Raw genomic sequence first — 19875 nt, forward strand, 5'->3', positions numbered from 1 at the left:
TATTCCTAAGAATCCGCAGTGTGATCTCCACTCTACAAAAACAAGCTCGCCCAATTTTCGACTCTCTTTTCCGTGCATTTCGGGGGCAATTTATTTTCAACTAACTGATACCTAAGTAGTTACAGCAAAAAGTGTCATTATCGCGAGGTTGAGGGAACTACAGTACGCTATTTTGCTGTTTCTAGCGAAATTCAGCGCTTTTCGTAGATATAAGACCCTGTAGTTCCGCTATGACCCTCGCACCCCTGCTATTTGCCGAAATAGCGTACTAGAGTTCCCCCTTATCACGATTCCCTTACTAGTTTTGTCGCTAATAAGAGGCTGATCTCTCAGGGCCGGCGAAGCCGTATTTCTTATTAGGGGCATAAAAGGCTGCCCCCCGCGGAACGGCGATCCGTAGAAGGACAATTTCGCATGCTTTTCGCCAAATTAGAGGGGCTACGATCCCTCTAAGGTGTTAAACTTGACGATGATAATGATAATTGTTATCATTATCGAATGTGAATTGAGCGTAGCAAATTTCTATGCTTACAAACGAAGTTAAAGGGGAAGATTGTCATGCAACAAAGAAAAAGCAAAAAAGTTGCCGTTGCGCTAGTAAGCTTAATGAGTATAACGTTGTTATTGTCGGCTTGCGGGAGCGCATCTAATGCTGGTTCCAAGGCATCCACGTCGCCAGCAGCTAGTTCTCCATCGGCAACGGCAGCGGCTGCAGCCAAAACAATGACGGATGGGCTAGGCAATAAAGTAACCATTCCTGCTAATCCACAACGAATTATCGGTTCTTATTTAGAAGATCCTTTGATAACACTTGGCATTAAGCCAGTTGCACAATGGGCTGTTGCCAGCGGTGTTCAGGACTACTTAAAGGATAATCTGAATGGCATCCCGACGCTTCCATCGGATCTTCCATTCGAAGCGGTTGCGAGTTTCAATCCGGATCTTATGATCATCGGTGGATCCAGCGCAGCAGCAGGGGAGAAGTACGCGCAGTATGCCAAAATTACACCTACCTTTGTATTGGGCGATGAAGTCAACAATGACTGGCGCAAAGCGCTGCTGAAGATCGGCGAAATCTTCGATAAATCGAAGGAAGCAGAGCAAGCGCTAAAGACTTATGATACGAAGGCGAAAGAAGCAAAGGATAAATTGATTAAAGCAAACGGCGAGCAATCAGCGGCTGCGATATGGGTGACTGCCAAGGCTGCCTATGTGGTAAGCGAGAGCCTGTCCAGTGGAGCTTTGCTCTACAAGGACATGGGCTTCAAAGTGCCTAATGTGGTGAAAGAAATTTCCAGCAAAGGGACTGCGAACTGGCGGGCAATCTCGATGGAAGCCTTGTCCCAACTAGATGCGGATCATATTATCCTGATTCGTGGTAAGGGAGAAGGCGACCAAATCATTAACGATCCGATTTGGAAAAGCATTCCTGCTGTGAAGAACGGGCATGTTTATGAATTTGATAAAACCCACAGCTGGTTATACAGCGGAGTCATTGCGAACAGTAAAATGATTGATGACGTTTTGAAAAGTATTTTGAAGTAAGTATGGAAAGCCGTCAGGAAGTTTCTTCTTCCTGGCGGCTTTTTTATTATTTCACAAAAAAAGTTAGCCATGTTATGAAAGTTTACAAACTTCTTTCATATAAATTGACCCATAGGGGTAGCGCACTTACAATGAAACAAATCTTACAATTGAATGGCAGGTTCTAACCTAAACATAGAGGTGAAACGTCATGGAATTTAAGCTGCAGCAAGTGAACACAATGAATCAGGTTGACTTCGTTCATGCGTTCGGCCCTCTATTCGAACATTCCCCGTGGGTGGCTGAGCGGGCGTGGGGCTCGCTGCCTTATGCCTCACAGCAGGAATTCATGCTTGCTCTGGAGCAGGAAGTTTGGTTAGCCAGTCGGGAGGAACGGCTTGCCCTATTGCGGGCGCATCCGGACTTAGGGACAAGGGTGCAGATGACGAATCACTCGGTCCAGGAACAGTCCGGCGCAGGACTCAATCGCTTGTCCCCAGAGGAATATAAGCAATTCCTTGCTTACAACAAGCAGTATACAACGAAGTTCAAGTTTCCTTTCATTATGGCTGTGAAGGGGCAAACGAAGGATACGATCAAAGAAGCGATTCGTCTGCGGATTGAACGAGACTTAGAGACGGAATTAGGCAAGGCTCTTCAGGAAGTTTGCAAGATAGGTCGTTTTCGGCTTGAAGCATTAATGGAGGATGAGAAGGGGGAAACAGCGATGAAACAAGCGAGCGTATCAGAGAGAACGATGTACTACGGAAAAGGTGATGTGTGGGTATATCGTTCTTATGCCAAACCTTTGACGAATTTAACGTTGATCCCTGAATCGGGCTTTACGGGACGAGATAATGTGTTGTTCGGGATGAATATTAAAATCGCGGTTAGCGGAGAGAAGTTCTTCACTTCGTTCACCGAAGGCGATAACACGTTGGTCGTTGCCACGGATTCGATGAAAAACTTCCTTCTACGCAAAGCCGGCGACTATGAAGGAGCTACGGCGGAAGGCTTCCTCGCCTTCGCTGCTCGCAAGTTTCTGGAGACCTACCCGCAGATGACGGGCGTGAGAATGACGGCTGATCAAGTCGCCTTCGATGTTCTGCCGGTTCCCGGAGCCAATGGCTTGGAAAATGGAGAACTGGTCTACCGCTATTCACAAAATGAACATCCAACGGCTTTCGTTGACATGGTTCGGACAGACGAGGGGATCGTTGTTGCTGAACACTCCGGCGGTATCGCAGATCTTAAACTAATTAAGGTAAAAGGCAGCTCCTTCGCTGGTTTCGTGCGAGACGAGTATACTACGCTTCCGGAATCCTATGATCGGCCCTTATTCATTTTCTTGGATATGTCATGGAGCTATGAAGAGGTGGAAGATGCCTTCGACTCTGATCTCGGTCGTTATGTCGCGGCTGAGCAAATAAGGGATATTGCGCATACCGTATTCCATGAGCAGCATTCCCCGTCGATTCAAAATCTCATTTATCGGATTGGACAACGAGCGCTTATAAGATTCCCGCAGTTGAAGGACATTCGCTTCGAATCGAATAATCGCACGTGGGAAACGATTCTGGAGCAGGCTTCGGTAGGCGAAGGCAAAGTATTTACAGAACCTAGACCTCCTTATGGCTTCCAAGGGTTTTCGATGACGAAGCGTGACTTGGAGGGCTTATGAGCAAAGGGATTACAACGCATGTTCTGGATATTAGCAGCGGAAGACCTGCGAAGGATGTACACATCGCCCTATTTCGAATACAAGACGGGAAATCGGAACTGCTAAGTTCTGGTGCAACGAACAGCGATGGCCGTCTGGATGGACCGTTGCTGAGCGGTGAGGGTTATCAAGCTGGGGTGTATGAGCTTGTTTTTCATATTGGCGATTATTTTCGAGGCACAGGCATATCGCTTCCAGAGCCGGCCTTTCTAGATCAAGTTCCGGTTCGCTTTGGAATATCAGCCACAGATGTTCACTATCATGTGCCATTATTGGTTGCTCCTTGGGGATACAACACCTACAGGGGCAGTTAATTTCAAGCCACCAAGGGTTCCGAGGGAGGGATTTGCATGGATGATCAATTTGATCTCGTTATTCGTAAAGGTACCGTAGTCCTCATAGATCAAGTATGTCAGTTGGATATCGGTATTCGAAACGGTAAAATTGCCGCATTAGGTGAAAACCTCGCTTACTCGGAGCAAACGCCTACTTATGAAGCGGAAAATCTGGTCATTCTGCCAGGCATGGTAGATGCTCATGTTCATTTCAATGAACCCGCCCTGGGACATTGGGAGGGCTTCGCTACAGGTTCCGCATCGCTCGCCGCAGGTGGTTGCACCACCTATATCGATATGCCGCTCAACGGTGTTCCGCCAACGGTGCGATTTAGCGCCCTTGAGCGAAAGTTGGAAGCGGCGGAAGGAAACTCGGTGGTCGATTATGCGCTCTGGGGCGGTCTTGTTCCCGGCAATATCGGGCATTTGCAAGAGCTAGCTGAGGCTGGTGTCATTGGATTCAAGGCTTTCATGTCTTGTCCCGGCGGAGAAGGGGAAGAGATTTTCGCGGAAGTGGACGACCTGACGCTCGTCGAAGGGATGAGAGAGATCGCTCGTCTGGGGCTCGTGCTTGCGCTGCATGCAGAGAGTGAAGAGATAGTCGCGAAGCTGGCAGCCCAAGCGCGGGAGGAAGGCAAGCGAGGAGCGCTCGACTTCGCTGCGACGCGGCCGATCGCCGCTGAGCTGGAAGCGGTCAACCGCGCGCTCTTCTACGCGGAACAAACGGGCTGCAAGCTGCACTTCGTGCACATCAGCAGCGCGGAGGCTGTGCAGGTGATCACGGATGCGAAGGCGAGAGGGTTGGACGTCACCGTGGAAACGTGCCCGCATTACTTGGTATTGACCAGCGCGGATCTGGAGCAGCTAGGGGCGATTGCCAAATGTGCGCCGCCACTGCGTACGGCGCAAGATCAGGAGCGCCTCTGGCAGGAGCTTGCTGCTGGCAGGCTTGATCTGCTCGCCTCGGATCATTCCCCCTGCCCGGCAGCGATGAAGCAAGGGGAGTTTATTGAGGCGTGGGGTGGGATTTCCAGCGCGCAAAGCTCGCTGGAACTGATGCTGGATGAAGGCCATCTCCGCCGAGATGTGCCGCTGCCTTTGCTTGCACGGCTGCTGGCTACGGAGCCGGCCAAGCGCTTTGGGTTGTATCCGCGCAAAGGCCAAATAGTCCTGGGGGCAGACGCGGATCTGGCGCTTGTGGATTTGAAGATGAGCTATACGCTGCAAGCTAGTGATTTGCTGTACCGTCATCCGCATAGCCCTTATGTGGGGAAAACATTTGGCTGCCGAGTAAAAGCCACATTCTTACGCGGAAATCAAGTGTATGAGCTTCATGAAGGCGTTGCTGACAGGACAGAAGGAGCATGGCTTCGTCATGCTGCTGTGACAGGAGGTGTGCACAGTGGCTGAAATGACACCGACCTCTGTCCAAGAATTAGCTCAATATTCCAAGCAAATGCTTGATGTGCTGGAGTGGCTCGCAACCTACGGCGCTAATCCAGAGGGAGGAGTTACCCGGCTGCTGTACACGGAGTCATGGCTGCAGGCGCAGCGTGCGCTTTTGGCCAAGATGGAAGGGCTGGGTCTAGCAGCGAATTTCGACGCCGTAGGCAATGTATATGGGAAATTGCAAGGAAGCAACGCGTCTTTGAAGTCGGTTCTTACAGGCTCGCACGTCGATACAGTCCAAAATGGCGGTAAATATGATGGCGCATACGGCGTCGTTGCATCGCTGATGGCACTTGGCTACCTGAAGGCTGTACATGGGACTCCGAGAAGGACAATTGAAGTGATTTCATTATGTGAAGAAGAGGGAAGCCGCTTCCCGCTTGCTTATTGGGGATCCGGCCATGTAACTGGCGTAAGATCTTACGCAAGTGCTGCAGGTATTGCAGATCTAGAGGGTACTACTTTGTTGGAAGCTATGGGAGAAGCAGGCTTCAAACCTGCGAACGCGGGCGAGCATTCGGCAGTGCGTGATGATATTGGAGCTTATATTGAAATTCATATTGAGCAAGGTTCTGTCCTTGAAGTGAAACAGAAACAAATTGGCGTTGTGACAGCGATAGTTGGACAGATTCGGATGACTGTAGTTGTCAAAGGCAATTCGAACCATGCCGGAACGACACCGATGACCATGCGCCGGGATGCGCTCGCGGGAGCTGCTGAAATGGTTGTTCTCACGGAAAGTATGGCGCTGGAAGAAGGCGGGCCGCTTGTGGCTACGGTAGGGCGGCTGGATGTAAAGCGTGGAACCTCGAATGTAGTGCCGGGCGAAGTTGAATTTACGCTGGATATTCGGCATACGGATGAGCGGAAGATGGACGCTTTTCGAACAAGATTGCTAACAAAGCTCAGTGAAATCGCGAAGCGAAGAGAGCTTATTATAGAGACGGTTGAAAATTTGCATGCTTCACCTGTTGCGATGCACCAAGGAATCTCGGATGACATTGAGGCAGCGTGCGCGACTTATGGATTCGGAAGCATGAAGCTGCCCAGCGGGGCTGGCCACGATGCCCAGTTGTTTGGGCCAATCTGTCCATCAGCGATGATTTTCGTGCCAAGCCGCGGGGGGATCAGTCATAGTCCGGAGGAGTTCACGGAACCGGATGACTTGATTGCAGGTTTTCAAACACTGGTTCATGTGTTATACCAATATGGCTATGGGGGTAAAGCTGATGAAATCCTATAAAGACTTATCGCCCTCGCTGCGAACGATTATGACGCCCGGACCGGTTGAGGTCGACCCGCGTGTTCTGCGCGCGATGTCGTATCCGATTCTGGGACAGTTTGATCCTGAATTTACGGAATTGATGAATGAGACAATGGAAATGCTCAGGGATGTTTTTCAAACAAGCAATCAATGGGCTTACCCTATCGATGGTACCTCCCGCTCAGGTATTGAGGCGGTATTAGTCAGTGTGATTGAACCAGGGGATAAAGTGCTTGTGCCGATTTATGGTCGTTTTGGCAACTTGCTTGTCGAAATTTCTGAACGCTGCGGAGCTGAAGTTGTCCTGTTGGAGAAAGAGTGGGGGACGGTATTCGACCCGCAGGAAATCATTGCCGCTATTCATCGGGAAAAGCCAGATATTGTAGCGATTGTACATGGCGAAACGTCCACGGGGTGCGTTCAACCTCTTGAAGGAATCGGGGCGGCTTGCCGTGAAGTGGATGCGCTGCTGGTCGTTGATGCTGTTGCGACAATTGGCGGCGTGTCGGTACAGACGGATGCCTGGCAATTAGACGCGGTTATCGGTGGCACGCAGAAATGCCTATCGGTTCCATCTGGCATGGCCCCGATTACTTACAATGAGCGCGTTGAGGCGAAGGTGCTGCGACGCAAAACGATCGAGCGCGGTCTGCGTGAAAATGGTCCAGCCGCAACTGATGCTGTAGCTGCTGGGAAGCCGGTTGCGAGCAACTACTTCGATCTCGGTCAACTGCAGGATTACTGGAGCCCTAAGCGGCTCAATCATCATACGGAGTCAACTTCCATGCTGTACGCTTTGCGCGAAGGCTTGCGGCTTGTGCTGCAAGAGGGGCTGGAGGAACGCTTCGACCGTCATAAGCGCCATGAAGCTGCCTTGGTTGCTGGCTTGAAGGCCATGGGCTTAACGTTGTATGGCAACCCCACCTGTAAGCTTCCGGTCGTCACTTGCATTCAGATACCGGAAGGAATTGACGGCGAATCCGTTCGCGCCATGCTGCTGAATAGTTTTGGCATCGAAATTGCCAGTTCCTTCGGGCCGTTAAAAGGTCAAATTTGGCGAATTGGAACGATGGGCTTCAGCTGCAACCAGAAAAATGTGCTTCACGTGTTGGGTGCATTGGAAGCGGTGCTCTTATGGCACGACGCTGCGATTACAAGCGGTAAAGCGCTGCAAGCGGCGTTATCCGTATATGCCCCCAAAGAGGAGGAACTTCCATGTTGAACATCATGCCACGAGCGGAGCGAGCGATGATCGCTACGCCTCATTATTTGGCCAGCAGCGTAGGAAGCGCGATCTTGCAGCAGGGAGGCAATGCCTTCGATGCAGCGATTGCTATCAGCGCAACGCTTGGTGTTGTTTATCCGCATATGACGGGGCTTGGCGGGGACGCTTTTTTCTTGATGTACGATGCGGCTGCAGGCGAATATACGGGTTTCAATGGAAGCGGGAAGTCTGCTGCCCAAGCGACGCCTGATTTTTATAAAGCGAAAGGGCTGCAAGCGATCCCGCAAAGAGGTATTCTCAGCGCGATCACCGTTCCGGGCATGGTCGACGCCTGGTGGCAGGTATGGGAGAAATACGGCAAGCTTGCTTGGGCTAAGCTGCTTGAGCCTGCGATTGACTACGCGGAGAAAGGGTTCCCGATTTCACGCAATCTACTGTTCTGGATGCGCAAGGATGAGGTTTTCATTCGAGCCTCAGAGCAGTTGAGCAGCTTATATATGGCGGGTGGTCAGCTTTTGAAGGAAGGCGATCGCCTCGTTCAGAAAGAGATGGCTCAGACCCTGCGAGTAGTGCAGCGAGAAGGTCGGGATGCTTTTTATAAAGGTACTCTGATGCAGTCAATTGTACAGAACATTCAGTCTGATGGCGGGCTGCTGCAGGAAGCAGATTTCCGCAATTATGCCGGAGAATGGGTTGAATTGCTCTCCACGACGTATCGCGGGTACGACATTTATCAAATGCCGCCGAACTCGCAAGGATTCACAGCGCTAATGATGATGAATATGCTGGAAAATGTCGATGTCAGTGCGGTTCCCCGAGCATCAGCGAATTTTTATCACTTGATGTCGGAAGTTGTTAAAAAGGCGTTCAAAGATCGCGACCTGTACTTAACCGATCCGCGTTTCCGCGAGATTCCATTGAAGCGCTTGCTTTCCAAGGCTTATGCCAAGGAACTTTGGAGCGATATGCAAGCGGAGCCGTTTAAGGTCAGTGAGCATTTGTCGCCAGCGATCGGCCAGGATACGGCCTATGCGGCTGTGGTGGATGAAGAGGGGAACTCGGTTTCTTTCATACAAAGTTTATATTTTGACTTCGGCGCGGCCTATGTGCCTGGAGATACAGGGATTATCATGCAAAATCGCGGCTCTTTTTTCTCGCTGGAATCGTCTTGTGCCAATGCTTTGGAGCCAGGTAAAAGATCCTTCCATACCTTAATGCCGGCGATGGTCAGCAAAGAGGGCAAGCCTTACATGCTATACGGCACGCAGGGCGGGGAAGGTCAGCCGCAAACACAACTCTCCATTCTGACTGGTGTTCTGGACTATGGCTTGTCGATTCAAGAAGCGATTTCGCTTCCTCGTTGGGTGTACGGCCGAACATGGGGAGAAGACGGAGACGCCCTGAAGCTGGAGCATCGTCTGGATGGAGATGTGTACGCTCGTTTGAAGAAGTGGGGACATCGTGTCGAACCCGTCAACCCATGGGATGGGATTATGGGGCAAGCGCAAGGCATTGTCATTGACGAACAAGGGTTCATGAGTGGTGCCGCCGATCCGCGGGGTGACGGTTTAGCTATCGGTTGGTAATGATCAAGTGAGGAGCGATGAGTGATGGAAGCCTATGATATTTTGCTGGCAGTAGAGAGTGATAGTCACGCGCGGGTGTTGGCAACAGTTATTCATGTGGAAGGCCATGCTTATCGTAAACAGGGAGCTGTCATGCTGATGATGGCAGACGGGAGCTCGATAGGAAGTATCTCGCCAGGTTGCTTGGAAGCGGATCTCTTCGCCTATGTACCGGCAGTATGGGAATCTTCAACCTCCCAAATGGTGGAGTACGACATGAGGCCAGCTGATGATTTCGGTTGGGGAGAGACGATTGGCTGCGGCGGGCTGATCCGTATTCTGCTGGAGCCTGTTAGCGGAGAACTGTTGGTTAATCTGCTTGCTGTGAAAATATGCTTGGATCGAGGCGAAGCTGTACAGTTGGTGCGTGAAATCACGGATGGCTATTCAGGCATCTCGTATACCCTGTGCTCTGAAGGTCATTCTTCAGATCGGCAAGCTTCTCTCTCTGTGTATGTTTCCTTGTTTAAACCTAAGCCTAGAGTGATTGTTTTTGGCGCAAATGCGGATGCAATTCCGCTTGTTCAAATGGCGATTAGCAGCGGATTTCGCGTTGTTGTCGCGGACTGGCGTGAGGCTTATTGTCAGGCAGAACGCTTTCCGGGCGCGGAGACAGAGGTTGCTTTCCCTGAGCAGCTGGCGGCGAATTTAAAGCTTACTGCCCAAGACTACATCATTGTGATGAGCCATCAGTATGAAAAGGACGCTCTGTTTGTCCAAGAAGCCATGAAGGCTAACTTGCGTTATCTGGGGATCATGGGGTCCAGAGAACGGACGGAGAATCTATTGGCAGGCATCGACCGCCCTGAATGGCTGCGTTACCCCGTAGGACTGCCGATCGGTTCAGAAGGCCCTGTGGAGAATGCCGTCAGTATCGTCGCAGAGTTGATTAGCCTCAAACGAGGCGGCAAGGCGACCGGAGCATCCGCTGATGTGAGCGGTCGCGAGGGCAGGAGTCGCTCGTGGTGAGTGAAGCGAAGAAGATTATCGGCATCTATTTGGCGGCTGGAAGCAGCAAGCGCATGGGGACTTCGAAGCAGTCGCTGGAGTTGGCAGCGGGCACTAGGCTGGGGAGTATAGCTCTGCTGCATGCGCTCCAGTCTGAGGTGCATAGCGTTGTCGTGGTCGTTCGGGAGGATGACCCGCTCGATTGGTTGTCCGCTGAAGTCCTTGCCTATGCAGAAACTGGGCGTTGTTTGGTTGAGGTTTGCGCGGAAGCAGGAAGAGGCATGGCTCACTCCTTGCGGGTGGGAATTGTGGCAGCAGAGCGTCAGAACGCAGACGGTATTCTGGTGGTTTTGGCGGATCAGCCGTTTATTGATGCCCAGATGCTGAATCGACTCATGGCTGCGTTCAGTGGCGAGGCTGGAAGGGACTTCGTAGCCAGTGGAGATCAAGGCATGCCTAAGCCTCCTGTGATTCTGGGGCGGGAGATGTGGCCTTCTGCTCTAGCTTTGGAAGGAGATGCGGGTGCGCGCTCTTTATTTCATTTGCCGCAGTATCGCGGACAGGTTCTGGACGAAGATGAAGCCTTGAAGTTTTTGGATATTGATACTGAAGAGCGGTACTTAGCGGCGAAAAAAATATTATGGAACAAATTAATGTTAAGTTAAATAACATAAAAGATGAGTTGAGTGCATTATTACTAATGATGCGCTATTTTTTTATACAAAATCACAAAATGATGTAATGTTAGTTGACGCATTTTTGCGGAATTGTTTATAGTAGATCTAATTTATAGGTAATGGGCTAACGAAAGTTAACGCGCAGGACTCGCAGGACTTGGAGGATGGGTTTTCTGAGCAGCATGCAGTGAATAAGAGTCTTTGTGGACTCTTATCAGTTAGGAAAATGGTGTGTTTTGCGCAGATAGAAGCTCCTGGAGGCTCTTATTGGCTTGGGATAGGGGTATTGTGAGCAGCATGCGGTGAATAAGAGTCTTTGTGGACTCTTATCATTCCAAAAATGGTGTGTTTTGCGCAAATAGAAGCTTCTGGAGGCTGTTATTGGCTTGGGGGATGGGGTTTTGTGAGCAGCCAAATAGCGGATGGCAGCCAGTCGTAAGCAAATCAGATAGCATGGATGAAGCAATTTTATAGCAATGCTAAAGGAGGGGTGTTCATGTCAGTTCCTTTATATCAAGTGCCGGAACAGCAGCCTTCTGTGTGGCAACCTACAAGCGTGGAGGAAGCTATGCATCTCAAGCACAAATGGGGAGACAAAGCGGTACTCATATCCGGAGGCACCTGGCTCCGCACGCGCTGGGAGAATGGCGTTTCACCGCTGCCGCAGCATTTAATTAGTCTTGCACGTATTCAAGCTCTTTCCGGTTTGGCAATGGATGCCGGGGGGCAGATTCATATAGGTCCATCACTCCGTCTGGCCGATTTAATGGATAGTGAGCTTATGCAGATGAAATGTGCGCTTCTGGTCAAAGCCTGCGCCGAGATCGCAGCACCATCGGTGCGAAACCTAGCTTCCATTGGCGGGAACGTGGTTACTCGAACGGGTGATCTAATCGCAGCATTGCTCGTCATGGATGCGCAGGTGGTCTGCTCGGATGGGACTGCTGAATACACACTACCACTGGCGAAGTGGCTGGATGCCCCAACGCAACCTACTTCTGAGGTGATGACAGGGATCAAGGTACCAAACACGGATATTGAGGATGCAGAGAGCACGTTCGAGTTTTATTTGAAAGTAGGACGCCGAGAAGCTTTCACGCCATCTGTTGTAACTGTGGCCGGGAGGTTGGGCTTGGCACCGGATCAGACCATCCTAAGCATCGCATTAGCCGCAGGTGGGGGAAGCGCTGTGCCGGCCAGATTCGCTGATCTGGAAGCTGCTGCAATCGGTCGGCCGCTATCGAAGGACCTATTGCAACTGCTGCACACAGGCGTGTCGGAGGGCTTTCAGGCCGTGCCTGATGATTATGCCGGAGTGGCTTATCGCAAGCAGACAGCGGCCAATTTAATCGTTTCGGAATGCTATAAAGTTTGGCGAAAAGGGGGCGGGGCGAATGCTCCTAAATCGTGAAACCTATGCGAAAAAGTGGATTATTCGACCTGACGGTGAAGAGAAGGTTACGGGCAAGCTGCGCTATTTAACAGATTTGACTGCGCCGGGCATGCTTTATGGGAAAGTACTTCGAAGTCGTTACCCGCATGCCTGGATTTTTTCTATAGATACGACGAAAGCAAGGCAGCTGCCTGGCGTACGTGCTGTCGTGACGGCAAAGGATGTTCCTGGCATGAATTTGTTCGGCATTGCCTTTCCGCATCAGCCTGTATTATGTCATGATCGTGTGCGCTATATCGGCGACGCTTTGGCAGCTGTCGCTGCGGATACGGAAGAACTAGCCGAGTATGCGCTTAGTTTAATTGAGGTCGTCTACGAGCCGCTGCCGGTTGTGGATGATCCGGAAACGGCGCTGGATGAGGGTGTGATGAAGCTGCACCCCGAGGGAAACCTCTTGCATCGAACTAGCCTCCAGTATGGGGAAATGTCATTCGCCGGGTGTGCGCATATCGTTGAAGAAACGTACTATACACCTCGTCAAATGCACACTTACATGGAAACGGAGGGCGGGTTGTTCATCCCAGAGGCGGATGGCCGTTTAACGGTGTACTCGCCAACGCAGCATGGCTACAAAGATCGCATGCAATTAGCGCGTATTCTTGCTATGGCTGAGGAACAGATTCGAGTGATATCGAGTCCGATCGGAGGCTCTTTTGGGGGTAAGGATGAGCTTAATGTTCAGCCTTTTGGAGCGTTGTTAGCTTTACAAACAGGTTCTCCGATCAAAATGCATAATTCACGCAAGGAATCCGTTATTGCCGGCATCAAACGCCATCCGATGCGGATTCACATGAAAACAGGCATCGATGAAGCGGGGCATATGATCGCGCACCAAGTCCGTATCCTTGCGGATACGGGAGCTTACGCAACTTTGGGATGCGAAGTTCTGAACTTTGCTACCGAACATGCGATTGGGCCTTATACGATTCCGAATGTTGATGTAGAAGGGACTAGTGTCTATACGAATAATGGGGTATCTGGTGAGTTTCGGGGGTTTGGCGGCAATCAGGTGATTTTTGCCGTGGAGAGCCAGATCGAGCGGTTGGCCGAGAAGCTCGGCATGGATGCTTGGGAGCTGCGCAAGCTAAACCTGCGCGCTCCTGGCGATCCAGGCCCGATGGGGCAGAAGATCGTGCAAACCGAGGGTGCGAGCCAGGTATGGAGCAAGATGATGGAGTCGCCGCTCTGGGCGAAGCGGGCAAGGCTCCAGTCCGGATCGGGGCAGCCTCCGCCCAGCGAGCCCCAAGATCCGTGGACCCGCCGAGGCATCGGCGCAGCCATGGTGATGCACGGCGCCGGCCTCGGCCTCGGCATCCCGGATCACTCCGGCGGCCGCCTCGAGCTCACGCCGGAGGGCAAGCTCCAAGCCTCCTTCGGCTTCGAGGAGTTCGGGCAAGGGCTTTACGCAGCACTGACGTTGATGCTGCAGGACATCTTCGGCTGCGCCGCCGATGACATCGTCATTGTCATCGGCGACACGGACCGCGTGCCGAGCAGCGGGTCCAGCACGGCTTCACGCGCCACCACGATGATGTGGCGCGCCCTGCAGCGGCTGAGGCCGCCCTTCGTTCAGACGCTGCTGCAGCTGGCGTCTGAATGGGCGGGCATCGCAGCCGCAGAGCTGGCCACCGGCGCAGGCGGCATTCATCGCATAGGCGATGAAGCGGGCACGCCGGTGGTGACGTATGCGCAGTTGGCGGAGGCTGCCGAGGCGGCAGCCAAGCCGATCCGTGCGCAGACGGAATTCGATTACCCGACGACGCCCGAAGGGCTGGTCGGGGCGCACTACCTTTACTCTTACGCAGCAGTTGCCGTAGAGGTGGAAGTGAACATGCTGACAGGCCGAGTGAAGGTGATACAAACCGATCACGTCATTGCAGCAGGTCCTGTTATTAATCCTATGGGCTTCCTTGGACAGATCGAAGGCGGCAGCGGGATGGCTCTCGGCTTTACGCTGACCGAGGACGCCATCATGAAAGAGAGTGCCTACTTACGGCATAATTTGGATACGTACTTGGTTCCAACATTCAAGGATAGTCCACTTATCATTCGAGTGGAAGCGATAGAGGAATTACCCGAAGGGGATACATTTGGCCCTCGCGGAGTTGGAGAAATCGGTTCTGTCGGGCTGGCTCCAGCGATCACCGCAGCCGTACGGCAAGCGATCGGTATTTGGGTGAATCGGTTGCCCCTATCACCAGAAGACATCGTGCAGTCCATCGATTGGTTAGAAAGGATGGAGGCCATTGATTAATACAACCTATGTGCTCGAATGTTCCATTAACGGGAAAGCAGTAGCGATACCCGTACCTGCATCCAAGCGGATGTCGGACATTTTGCGTGATGACCTCCTTCTAACAGGGACCAAAGTGTCATGTGAAATTGGCAGATGCGGCGCCTGTATGGTTCTGCTGGATGGCAAGCCCGTGAACTCCTGTTTACTAATGGCTTATCAAGCGGCTGGCAGCGAGGTCACCACCATTGAGGGAATATCCGCAGGGGAAGATCTGCATCCTGTTCAACAAGCAATGCTCGAGGAGGGGGGACTGCAGTGCGGTTATTGTACCGCTGGCATGGTCGTGACGCTAACGGCACTATGGGAGAACAATCCTGCCCCGACAAGGGCGGAAGCGGAACAAGCATTGTGCGGAAATATATGCCGGTGCACGGGGTACGAAGGTATTTTCAGAGCAGTAGAAAGATGTGGGTTGTCGATAAAAAGAGAGGGGTGAAGCTATGATGCCGAAAAAAATGATGTTTGCTCTAACTGCAATCTTCCTAGTGATTCTAAGCGCTTGCTCCGCAAAAACGACAGAAACGAGTTCCACGACAGCACCTAGCAGCTCCCCTGCAGCTACAACGGCCACTACAGCCACACCGCAAGCTGAGAAAAAATTGCCGAAAGTCGCCTTTGTCTATATTGGTGTACCAGGTGATGGAGGCTGGACGTACGAGCACGACCAAGGGCGTATCATGCTGGAGAAAGAGCTGGGCATTAAAGCTACTACAGTTGAAAATATCCCTGAAGGCCCGGACGCAGAGCGTGTATTTGAAGAGCTGGCACAGAAAAATGATATCATTTTCGGCACCTCCTTTGGCTACATGGATTCGATGGTAAGCGTGGCTCAAAAGCATCCGAACGTGAAATTCTTGCACTCCACTGGTTACAAAACACTGCCGAATTTGGGGACCTACATGGGTCGTGAATATCAAAGTGCTTACCTCGTAGGTATGGCTGCCGGTAAAATGACTAAAAACAATCATCTGGGTTATGTAGGAGCCTTCCCGATTCCGGAAGTTATTTATACAATCAACGCCTTCACATTGGGCGCTCAAAGCGTGAATCCCGATATCGACGTCTCCGTTGTTTGGAGCAATACCTGGTTTGACCCGGCAACCGAGAAGCAAGCTGCGATTTCTTTGCTTGATAAAGGCGTTGATGTCTTGGCGGCTTACCAAGATTCGCCTGCAAGTATTCAAGCGGCCGCTGAACGCAAAGTGTGGGGAATTGGCAATGATTCCGATATGAGCAGATTTGCGCCAGAAACGTACATTTCCAATCCAAAATGGAACTGGGGCCCCTACTACGTCCAAACCGTAAAAAGTATCATGGATGGTACGTGGAAATCAGAAGCTTATTTCGGCAGCATGAAAGACGGCATTACCGATATCGCTCCTCTGGGTAAAAATGTACCCGCCGATGTCAAAGCACTAGTTGAGAAGAAGAAGCAGGATATTCTGGCAGGAACTTTCGAAGTGTTCCAAGGACCGATTGTGGATCAAGACGGTAAAGTGCGTTACGAGCAAGGGAAAAAAATGACGGATGAAGAGATTTTAGGCACAACGTGGTTCGTGAAAGGCATTAAAGGCGTTATCCCCAAATAAGGAATAGGAGGCTGTGTCGATGACGATACAAGATAAGGCTTTGCGTAAGGAATGGCATCCCGTGTTGTTGTCGTCAGCACTTCGAGAAGATCCCGTCCCTGTCGTTATTTTGGGTGAAAAAGTGGCCGTCTTCCGCACCTCGCAAGGCGTCCACGCCTTCAAAGATTTATGCATTCATCGGGGCGTACCGCTATCGCTGGGCAAAGTGAAGGAAGATGAACTCGTCTGTGCTTATCATGGTTGGTCCTATAATGGCTGTGGTGCCTGCACACGAATTCCATCTCTGCCTGCTGATCGGGCCATTCCCATGAGAGCCAAAGCGATCGTCTACGAATGTGTTGAAGCACACGGATTCATCTGGGTTTGCTTAGGCGTGCCGCTGAGTCCATTGCCCCAAGTAAGCAGCTATATTCCTGCGGGCTTCAAAGAAGTGCTGATGGGTCCCTATACCTTGCAAGCAGCGGGGCCGCGCATTATCGAGAATTTCCTCGATGTTTCCCATCTCATGTTCGTGCATGAAGGTCATCTGGGAGACAGCGCCTATGCGGAGATTAACGACTATCAGGTTCAAGAGGAAAATGGGGTACTTACATCCGAAGAAATCATCGTGTATCAACCGGATTCGGATGGAACGGGGCGAGGCGTACATAGCCGTTATGTCTATGAAGTTTTCAGTCCGCTCTGCGCAGCCTTCACCAAAAGAGAGAAGGATTCGGATTATCTCTTCCGACTGTTCCTGATGGTGCTGCCGGTGACGGAGCAAGAGAGCAAGGCATTCATGTTGAAGCAGCGCAATTACGCGTATGAGGAAGCGGACGAGGTTTTCGTCAGATTCCAGGATATGCTCATTGAGCAGGATCGCGTCATGGTAGAAAACCAGAAGCCCGAACTGCTGCCGCTAGATTTGCAGGCGGAACTGCATTTGAACACTGACCGATTGAGCATTGCCTATCGCAAACGGCTTCGTGAACTTGGCGTCACCTTCGGCACAGCCTAAAAAAAGACGCTGCCGCGTATAGACGAAGAAGAAATTATTCCTCGTCCATGCGTGAGCAGTGTCTTTATTCATTCGCCCCATCTAATGGGCTGTTAGCTCCGAATGTAATGTTAGATAAACAGTCTACATGAATGTTTCGTTGTTTGAGTTCGAGCAGCAGGAGCTGTATAAATTCTTTTTCTAGTTGTAGATCTATGGAACTAAAATAAGCGTCAATCAGCCCTTGGCTACTCAGTGATTTCATTTTGAACCTCGTACATTTCGGGGAATTATTTTCGTTTTCTACTATTTTTAAGCAGCGTCATTCTTCTGGAATGGCGCAGCCATGAATAATACGTTTTTAAATCACGCAATTCCATCGTTTCGGACATACGCCCGAGAAATGTGATGACGATCATTTTATGTAGTGGATTGCCCAGCAAATCTTTCTCAGCATCGTCGACCGAAAACTGTACAACCATCAATAAGTCATCGTCGATGACATAAACTTCTTCCTCATTCCGATAGTACGAAGCAATATTGCCGCTTTTGAGCTTTTCCCATAGGAAAGAGCAAATCTCTTCGAGCTTGGTGTCTTCATTGCCAATACGTGTACACCAACGGCTATGTGCATGATGTGTGATGACGATATCCACAATTTTTTTATCTGCTAGTTGGATGTAGAAGGGATCGTAGGTATTCCAACGACTCATGACTTTATCTTTCATACCCGGAACTCCTTTCTGTTCATACCATAGATGATAAACGGAATTAATAATTTCCATATTTATACTAATTATCATAATGTTAACTCGATTTGGAATCATCACAATAATGAGCGTGATGCATGTAAATTTTTTGCGTGATGATGCAAAGTGTGCAATTTTTATTTGCGTTCGGTTGCAAATGTGTGGAATTAGCTTGTATCATGCTGCCTTTTGCAATTAGGCGTAAATTGTGAGTGTATCAGGTTTTGATGGGTGTCAAATATGATATACTGGAAATGGAAGGATGGCGATTAACCATGGCGCAGCTAGACGTTGAAACACACGGAACGTGAAGCGTTAAGTGAGATCATTCTGGTTAATCCGAATCTAGATAAGGATTCGCTCCAAGACAAGCTGTCTATTTTGGATGTTCGTGTTAAGACAAGCAGCGGTAAGTACATTGATATCGAGATGCAGTTGTTTAATAAGTACGATATTGAAAAACGAAGCTTGTATGTATGGTCCAAATTGTACGAAGCACAGTTAAGTGAGGGACAAAAATATAAAGAACTGAACAAATGTATAACGATTAACATATTGAATTACTCATTTTTGCCGGTTGCGCGTTACCACAGTATTTTTCAACTTAGAGAGATTGTCACACATGCGCCGCTGATCGATGATATAGAGCTTCATTTTATTGAATTGCCTAAGTTGAAAGAAACGGCTGTGAGCCTGGATGAAGGCTTGGTAAAATGGTTGCTGTTTCTGAAAGGAACCGAAAAAGAAAAATGCGAGGTGCTGGCTATGAATGAACCGCAACTTCGATACCTTGGAGTTTTTAAGCCAGAATGAAGAGGCCAGAAGGCTGTATGAGATGCGGCAGAAGGCTTTGCATGATGAGGCTTCGATGCTTTATGGGGCTAGGGAAGAGGGGAAAGCGGAAGGTAAGGCAGAAGGGAAAGTAGAAGGGAAAGTAGAAGGTAAATTCGAAGTGGCAAGGAATATGCTGGATGAAGGCATCACTGTTTCGCTGATTGTTCGAATGACTGGTTTGTCTGAGTCGGAGATTGAGGAATTGAAGAGGCAAAAGCATTAGAAGGATGGTGATTAACCATGGCGCAGCTATTTGATCCAAAGAATGATTTTGTGTTCAAGAAGATTTTCGGTTTAATCCGAATTCAGATAAATTTTCAGTGTGTATTCCTATTCCTAATCCCATTGAGTTTGTCTTGTTTCAAAGTAACGAGCAGGCAATTTCGCACGGTTACTATGATCCCCATCATCTTTTCGGATCTGGTCCATCCTGACAAGCCTATCGCTTATTTGGAGGTTGAAAATGGAGAAAACCTTAGATTATTATATGAAGCTTCAGTACAAAATTGAATTGGATCAGGTTATAAATAACAGAAATCAGCAAAAGAATTTTTTATTAGGACATATTGAGGAACTCTATGGTTGTTCAACTCACGCTGATACAATTGAGGAACTCAGTGAAAAATTGGAGATTGTAAAAAAGTTATATTTTAAAAATTTGCTAGTCAAGGGGTAGAGATTCCAGAACCAAGAGATTTAAGAAGGATGGTCCAATCATTATGAGGAAATAACAAATACAACAATCGGACAGCATTACCGAATTTTACACAAAAAAAGTTTCCTTGCCAGTTGATCCTTTGTCAAATTTCTATCAAACATCTTTAGGTTGTTAAAATTCAAAATGGATAACATCATGCTCATCACATAAGAAATAATATTAAAGAAACAAACCAAAGACCGTTTAAAGCCCTTACTCAGCCAATAAACGGTCTTTTTGCTGTGAAACTCTATCTAATCTTAGTTAATTGTTGAATCCTACCCACAAGTAGAACTTGATGGAAGCCATGGGATGAAACCTACTTCCTTGAATCACGATTCAATTTAAACTAACCTGCTTTTGAAACGATGACTGGCAAATTTTATTATTTTTTTCTACGACAGTATAATTAACTAACCGTTCAATAAATCCCATTTTTGCTCTAAATCATTGAGGTAACCTTCGGTATTGCGATTAAATTTCTTGCGTAATATAACGCTGGTTAAACGCTGAT

Annotated in this window: 17 protein-coding genes and 1 pseudogene; 16 read left to right on the forward strand and 2 right to left on the reverse strand. The window is 49.6% G+C overall.

Going from position 1 to position 19875, the window contains the following annotated elements:
• The first annotated feature begins 558 nt into the window (after positions 1-558).
• The 14 genes from IEY34_RS34780 (at position 559) to IEY34_RS34845 (ending at position 17102) form a co-directional block, all read left to right on the forward strand.
• Complete coding sequence (locus IEY34_RS34780) at positions 559-1545, forward strand: ABC transporter substrate-binding protein (protein ID WP_189020662.1); 987 nt, start codon at positions 559-561, stop codon at positions 1543-1545.
• 190 nt (positions 1546-1735) lie between these two features.
• On the forward strand, positions 1736-3205 hold the full coding sequence (gene pucL / locus IEY34_RS34785; RefSeq protein ID WP_189020663.1) for a factor-independent urate hydroxylase: 1470 nt from the start codon (positions 1736-1738) through the stop codon (positions 3203-3205).
• Positions 3202-3558: a hydroxyisourate hydrolase gene (uraH, locus tag IEY34_RS34790; RefSeq protein WP_189020665.1), complete on the forward strand. Its 357-nt coding sequence runs from the start codon at positions 3202-3204 to the stop codon at positions 3556-3558. The genes pucL and uraH overlap by 4 nt, the downstream gene beginning before the upstream one ends.
• A gap of 36 nt (positions 3559-3594) precedes the next feature.
• Positions 3595-4989 carry an allantoinase gene (locus IEY34_RS34795; RefSeq protein ID WP_189020667.1) on the forward strand — a complete coding sequence of 465 codons (1395 nt, stop codon included), beginning with the start codon at positions 3595-3597 and terminating at the stop codon, positions 4987-4989.
• 1 nt (position 4990) lies between these two features.
• Positions 4991-6271, forward strand: coding sequence for a Zn-dependent hydrolase (locus IEY34_RS34800; RefSeq protein WP_189020692.1), 1281 nt, complete (start codon positions 4991-4993; stop codon positions 6269-6271).
• On the forward strand, positions 6258-7514 hold the full coding sequence (locus IEY34_RS34805; protein WP_189020669.1) for a pyridoxal-phosphate-dependent aminotransferase family protein: 1257 nt from the start codon (positions 6258-6260) through the stop codon (positions 7512-7514). The genes IEY34_RS34800 and IEY34_RS34805 overlap by 14 nt, the downstream gene beginning before the upstream one ends.
• Entirely contained in the window at positions 7508-9103 is a 1596-nt protein-coding gene (gene ggt, locus IEY34_RS34810) for a gamma-glutamyltransferase (RefSeq protein ID WP_189020671.1), read from the forward strand. Before IEY34_RS34805 ends, ggt begins: the two co-directional genes overlap by 7 nt.
• A gap of 24 nt (positions 9104-9127) precedes the next feature.
• Positions 9128-10111 carry an XdhC family protein gene (locus tag IEY34_RS34815; protein ID WP_189020673.1) on the forward strand — a complete coding sequence of 328 codons (984 nt, stop codon included), beginning with the start codon at positions 9128-9130 and terminating at the stop codon, positions 10109-10111.
• Positions 10108-10755, forward strand: a complete 648-nt coding sequence (locus tag IEY34_RS34820) for a nucleotidyltransferase family protein (protein WP_189020676.1) — start codon at positions 10108-10110, stop codon at positions 10753-10755. Before IEY34_RS34815 ends, IEY34_RS34820 begins: the two co-directional genes overlap by 4 nt.
• 508 nt (positions 10756-11263) lie before the next feature.
• Entirely contained in the window at positions 11264-12178 is a 915-nt protein-coding gene (locus IEY34_RS34825; RefSeq protein WP_189020678.1) for an FAD binding domain-containing protein, read from the forward strand.
• The gene (pucD, locus tag IEY34_RS34830; RefSeq protein ID WP_189020680.1) at positions 12162-14474 is read left to right on the forward strand and encodes a xanthine dehydrogenase subunit D; all 2313 of its coding nucleotides are present in this window, start codon (positions 12162-12164) and stop codon (positions 14472-14474) included. Before IEY34_RS34825 ends, pucD begins: the two co-directional genes overlap by 17 nt.
• Positions 14467-14952, forward strand: coding sequence for a (2Fe-2S)-binding protein (locus IEY34_RS34835; RefSeq protein WP_189020682.1), 486 nt, complete (start codon positions 14467-14469; stop codon positions 14950-14952). Before pucD ends, IEY34_RS34835 begins: the two co-directional genes overlap by 8 nt.
• A 4-nt stretch (positions 14953-14956) precedes the next feature.
• Positions 14957-16105, forward strand: coding sequence for a BMP family ABC transporter substrate-binding protein (locus tag IEY34_RS34840; RefSeq protein WP_229758003.1), 1149 nt, complete (start codon positions 14957-14959; stop codon positions 16103-16105).
• 19 nt (positions 16106-16124) lie between these two features.
• Positions 16125-17102: a Rieske 2Fe-2S domain-containing protein gene (locus IEY34_RS34845; protein ID WP_189020684.1), complete on the forward strand. Its 978-nt coding sequence runs from the start codon at positions 16125-16127 to the stop codon at positions 17100-17102.
• 64 nt (positions 17103-17166) lie between these two features.
• On the opposite strand, the gene sda is transcribed toward IEY34_RS34845, so the two are convergent.
• Positions 17167-17346 carry a sporulation histidine kinase inhibitor Sda gene (gene sda, locus IEY34_RS34850; RefSeq protein WP_189020686.1) on the reverse strand — a complete coding sequence of 60 codons (180 nt, stop codon included), beginning with the start codon at positions 17344-17346 and terminating at the stop codon, positions 17167-17169.
• Positions 17347-17371: 25 nt separating this feature from the next.
• A complete protein-coding gene (locus IEY34_RS34855) occupies positions 17372-17809 on the reverse strand; it encodes a hypothetical protein (RefSeq protein ID WP_189020688.1) in 438 nt (145 codons plus the stop codon).
• A gap of 309 nt (positions 17810-18118) precedes the next feature.
• Between IEY34_RS34855 and IEY34_RS34860 the strand changes: the two are divergent.
• Together IEY34_RS34860 and IEY34_RS34865 are read left to right on the forward strand one after the other, a co-directional pair.
• Positions 18119-18887: pseudogene (locus IEY34_RS34860) on the forward strand (Rpn family recombination-promoting nuclease/putative transposase); the annotation flags it as partial.
• 240 nt (positions 18888-19127) lie between these two features.
• On the forward strand, positions 19128-19340 hold the full coding sequence (locus IEY34_RS34865) for a hypothetical protein (RefSeq protein ID WP_189020690.1): 213 nt from the start codon (positions 19128-19130) through the stop codon (positions 19338-19340).
• Positions 19341-19875 lie beyond the last annotated feature (535 nt).

Origin of the sequence: Paenibacillus marchantiophytorum (assembly GCF_014640555.1) — a bacterium.
In the GTDB taxonomy this organism is placed as follows: Bacteria; Bacillota; Bacilli; order Paenibacillales; family NBRC-103111; genus Paenibacillus_E; species Paenibacillus_E marchantiophytorum.

Excerpts from the sequence above, each read along its gene's own strand:
- IEY34_RS34795 (WP_189020667.1), top strand. The coding sequence starts at position 3,595 with ATGGATGATCAATTTGATCTCGTTATTCGTAAAGGTACCGTAGTCCTC.
- IEY34_RS34865 (WP_189020690.1), top strand. The coding sequence starts at position 19,128 with ATGGAGAAAACCTTAGATTATTATATGAAGCTTCAGTACAAAATTGAA.
- IEY34_RS34815 (WP_189020673.1), top strand. The coding sequence starts at position 9,128 with ATGGAAGCCTATGATATTTTGCTGGCAGTAGAGAGTGATAGTCACGCG.
- IEY34_RS34780 (WP_189020662.1), top strand. The coding sequence starts at position 559 with ATGCAACAAAGAAAAAGCAAAAAAGTTGCCGTTGCGCTAGTAAGCTTA.
- IEY34_RS34855 (WP_189020688.1), bottom strand. The coding sequence starts at position 17,809 with ATGAAAGATAAAGTCATGAGTCGTTGGAATACCTACGATCCCTTCTAC.
- IEY34_RS34805 (WP_189020669.1), top strand. The coding sequence starts at position 6,258 with ATGAAATCCTATAAAGACTTATCGCCCTCGCTGCGAACGATTATGACG.
- IEY34_RS34800 (WP_189020692.1), top strand. The coding sequence starts at position 4,991 with ATGACACCGACCTCTGTCCAAGAATTAGCTCAATATTCCAAGCAAATG.
- pucL (WP_189020663.1), top strand. The coding sequence starts at position 1,736 with ATGGAATTTAAGCTGCAGCAAGTGAACACAATGAATCAGGTTGACTTC.
- sda (WP_189020686.1), bottom strand. The coding sequence starts at position 17,346 with ATGAAATCACTGAGTAGCCAAGGGCTGATTGACGCTTATTTTAGTTCC.
- pucD (WP_189020680.1), top strand. The coding sequence starts at position 12,162 with ATGCTCCTAAATCGTGAAACCTATGCGAAAAAGTGGATTATTCGACCT.
- ggt (WP_189020671.1), top strand. The coding sequence starts at position 7,508 with ATGTTGAACATCATGCCACGAGCGGAGCGAGCGATGATCGCTACGCCT.
- IEY34_RS34840 (WP_229758003.1), top strand. The coding sequence starts at position 14,957 with ATGATGCCGAAAAAAATGATGTTTGCTCTAACTGCAATCTTCCTAGTG.
- IEY34_RS34825 (WP_189020678.1), top strand. The coding sequence starts at position 11,264 with ATGTCAGTTCCTTTATATCAAGTGCCGGAACAGCAGCCTTCTGTGTGG.
- uraH (WP_189020665.1), top strand. The coding sequence starts at position 3,202 with ATGAGCAAAGGGATTACAACGCATGTTCTGGATATTAGCAGCGGAAGA.
- IEY34_RS34845 (WP_189020684.1), top strand. The coding sequence starts at position 16,125 with ATGACGATACAAGATAAGGCTTTGCGTAAGGAATGGCATCCCGTGTTG.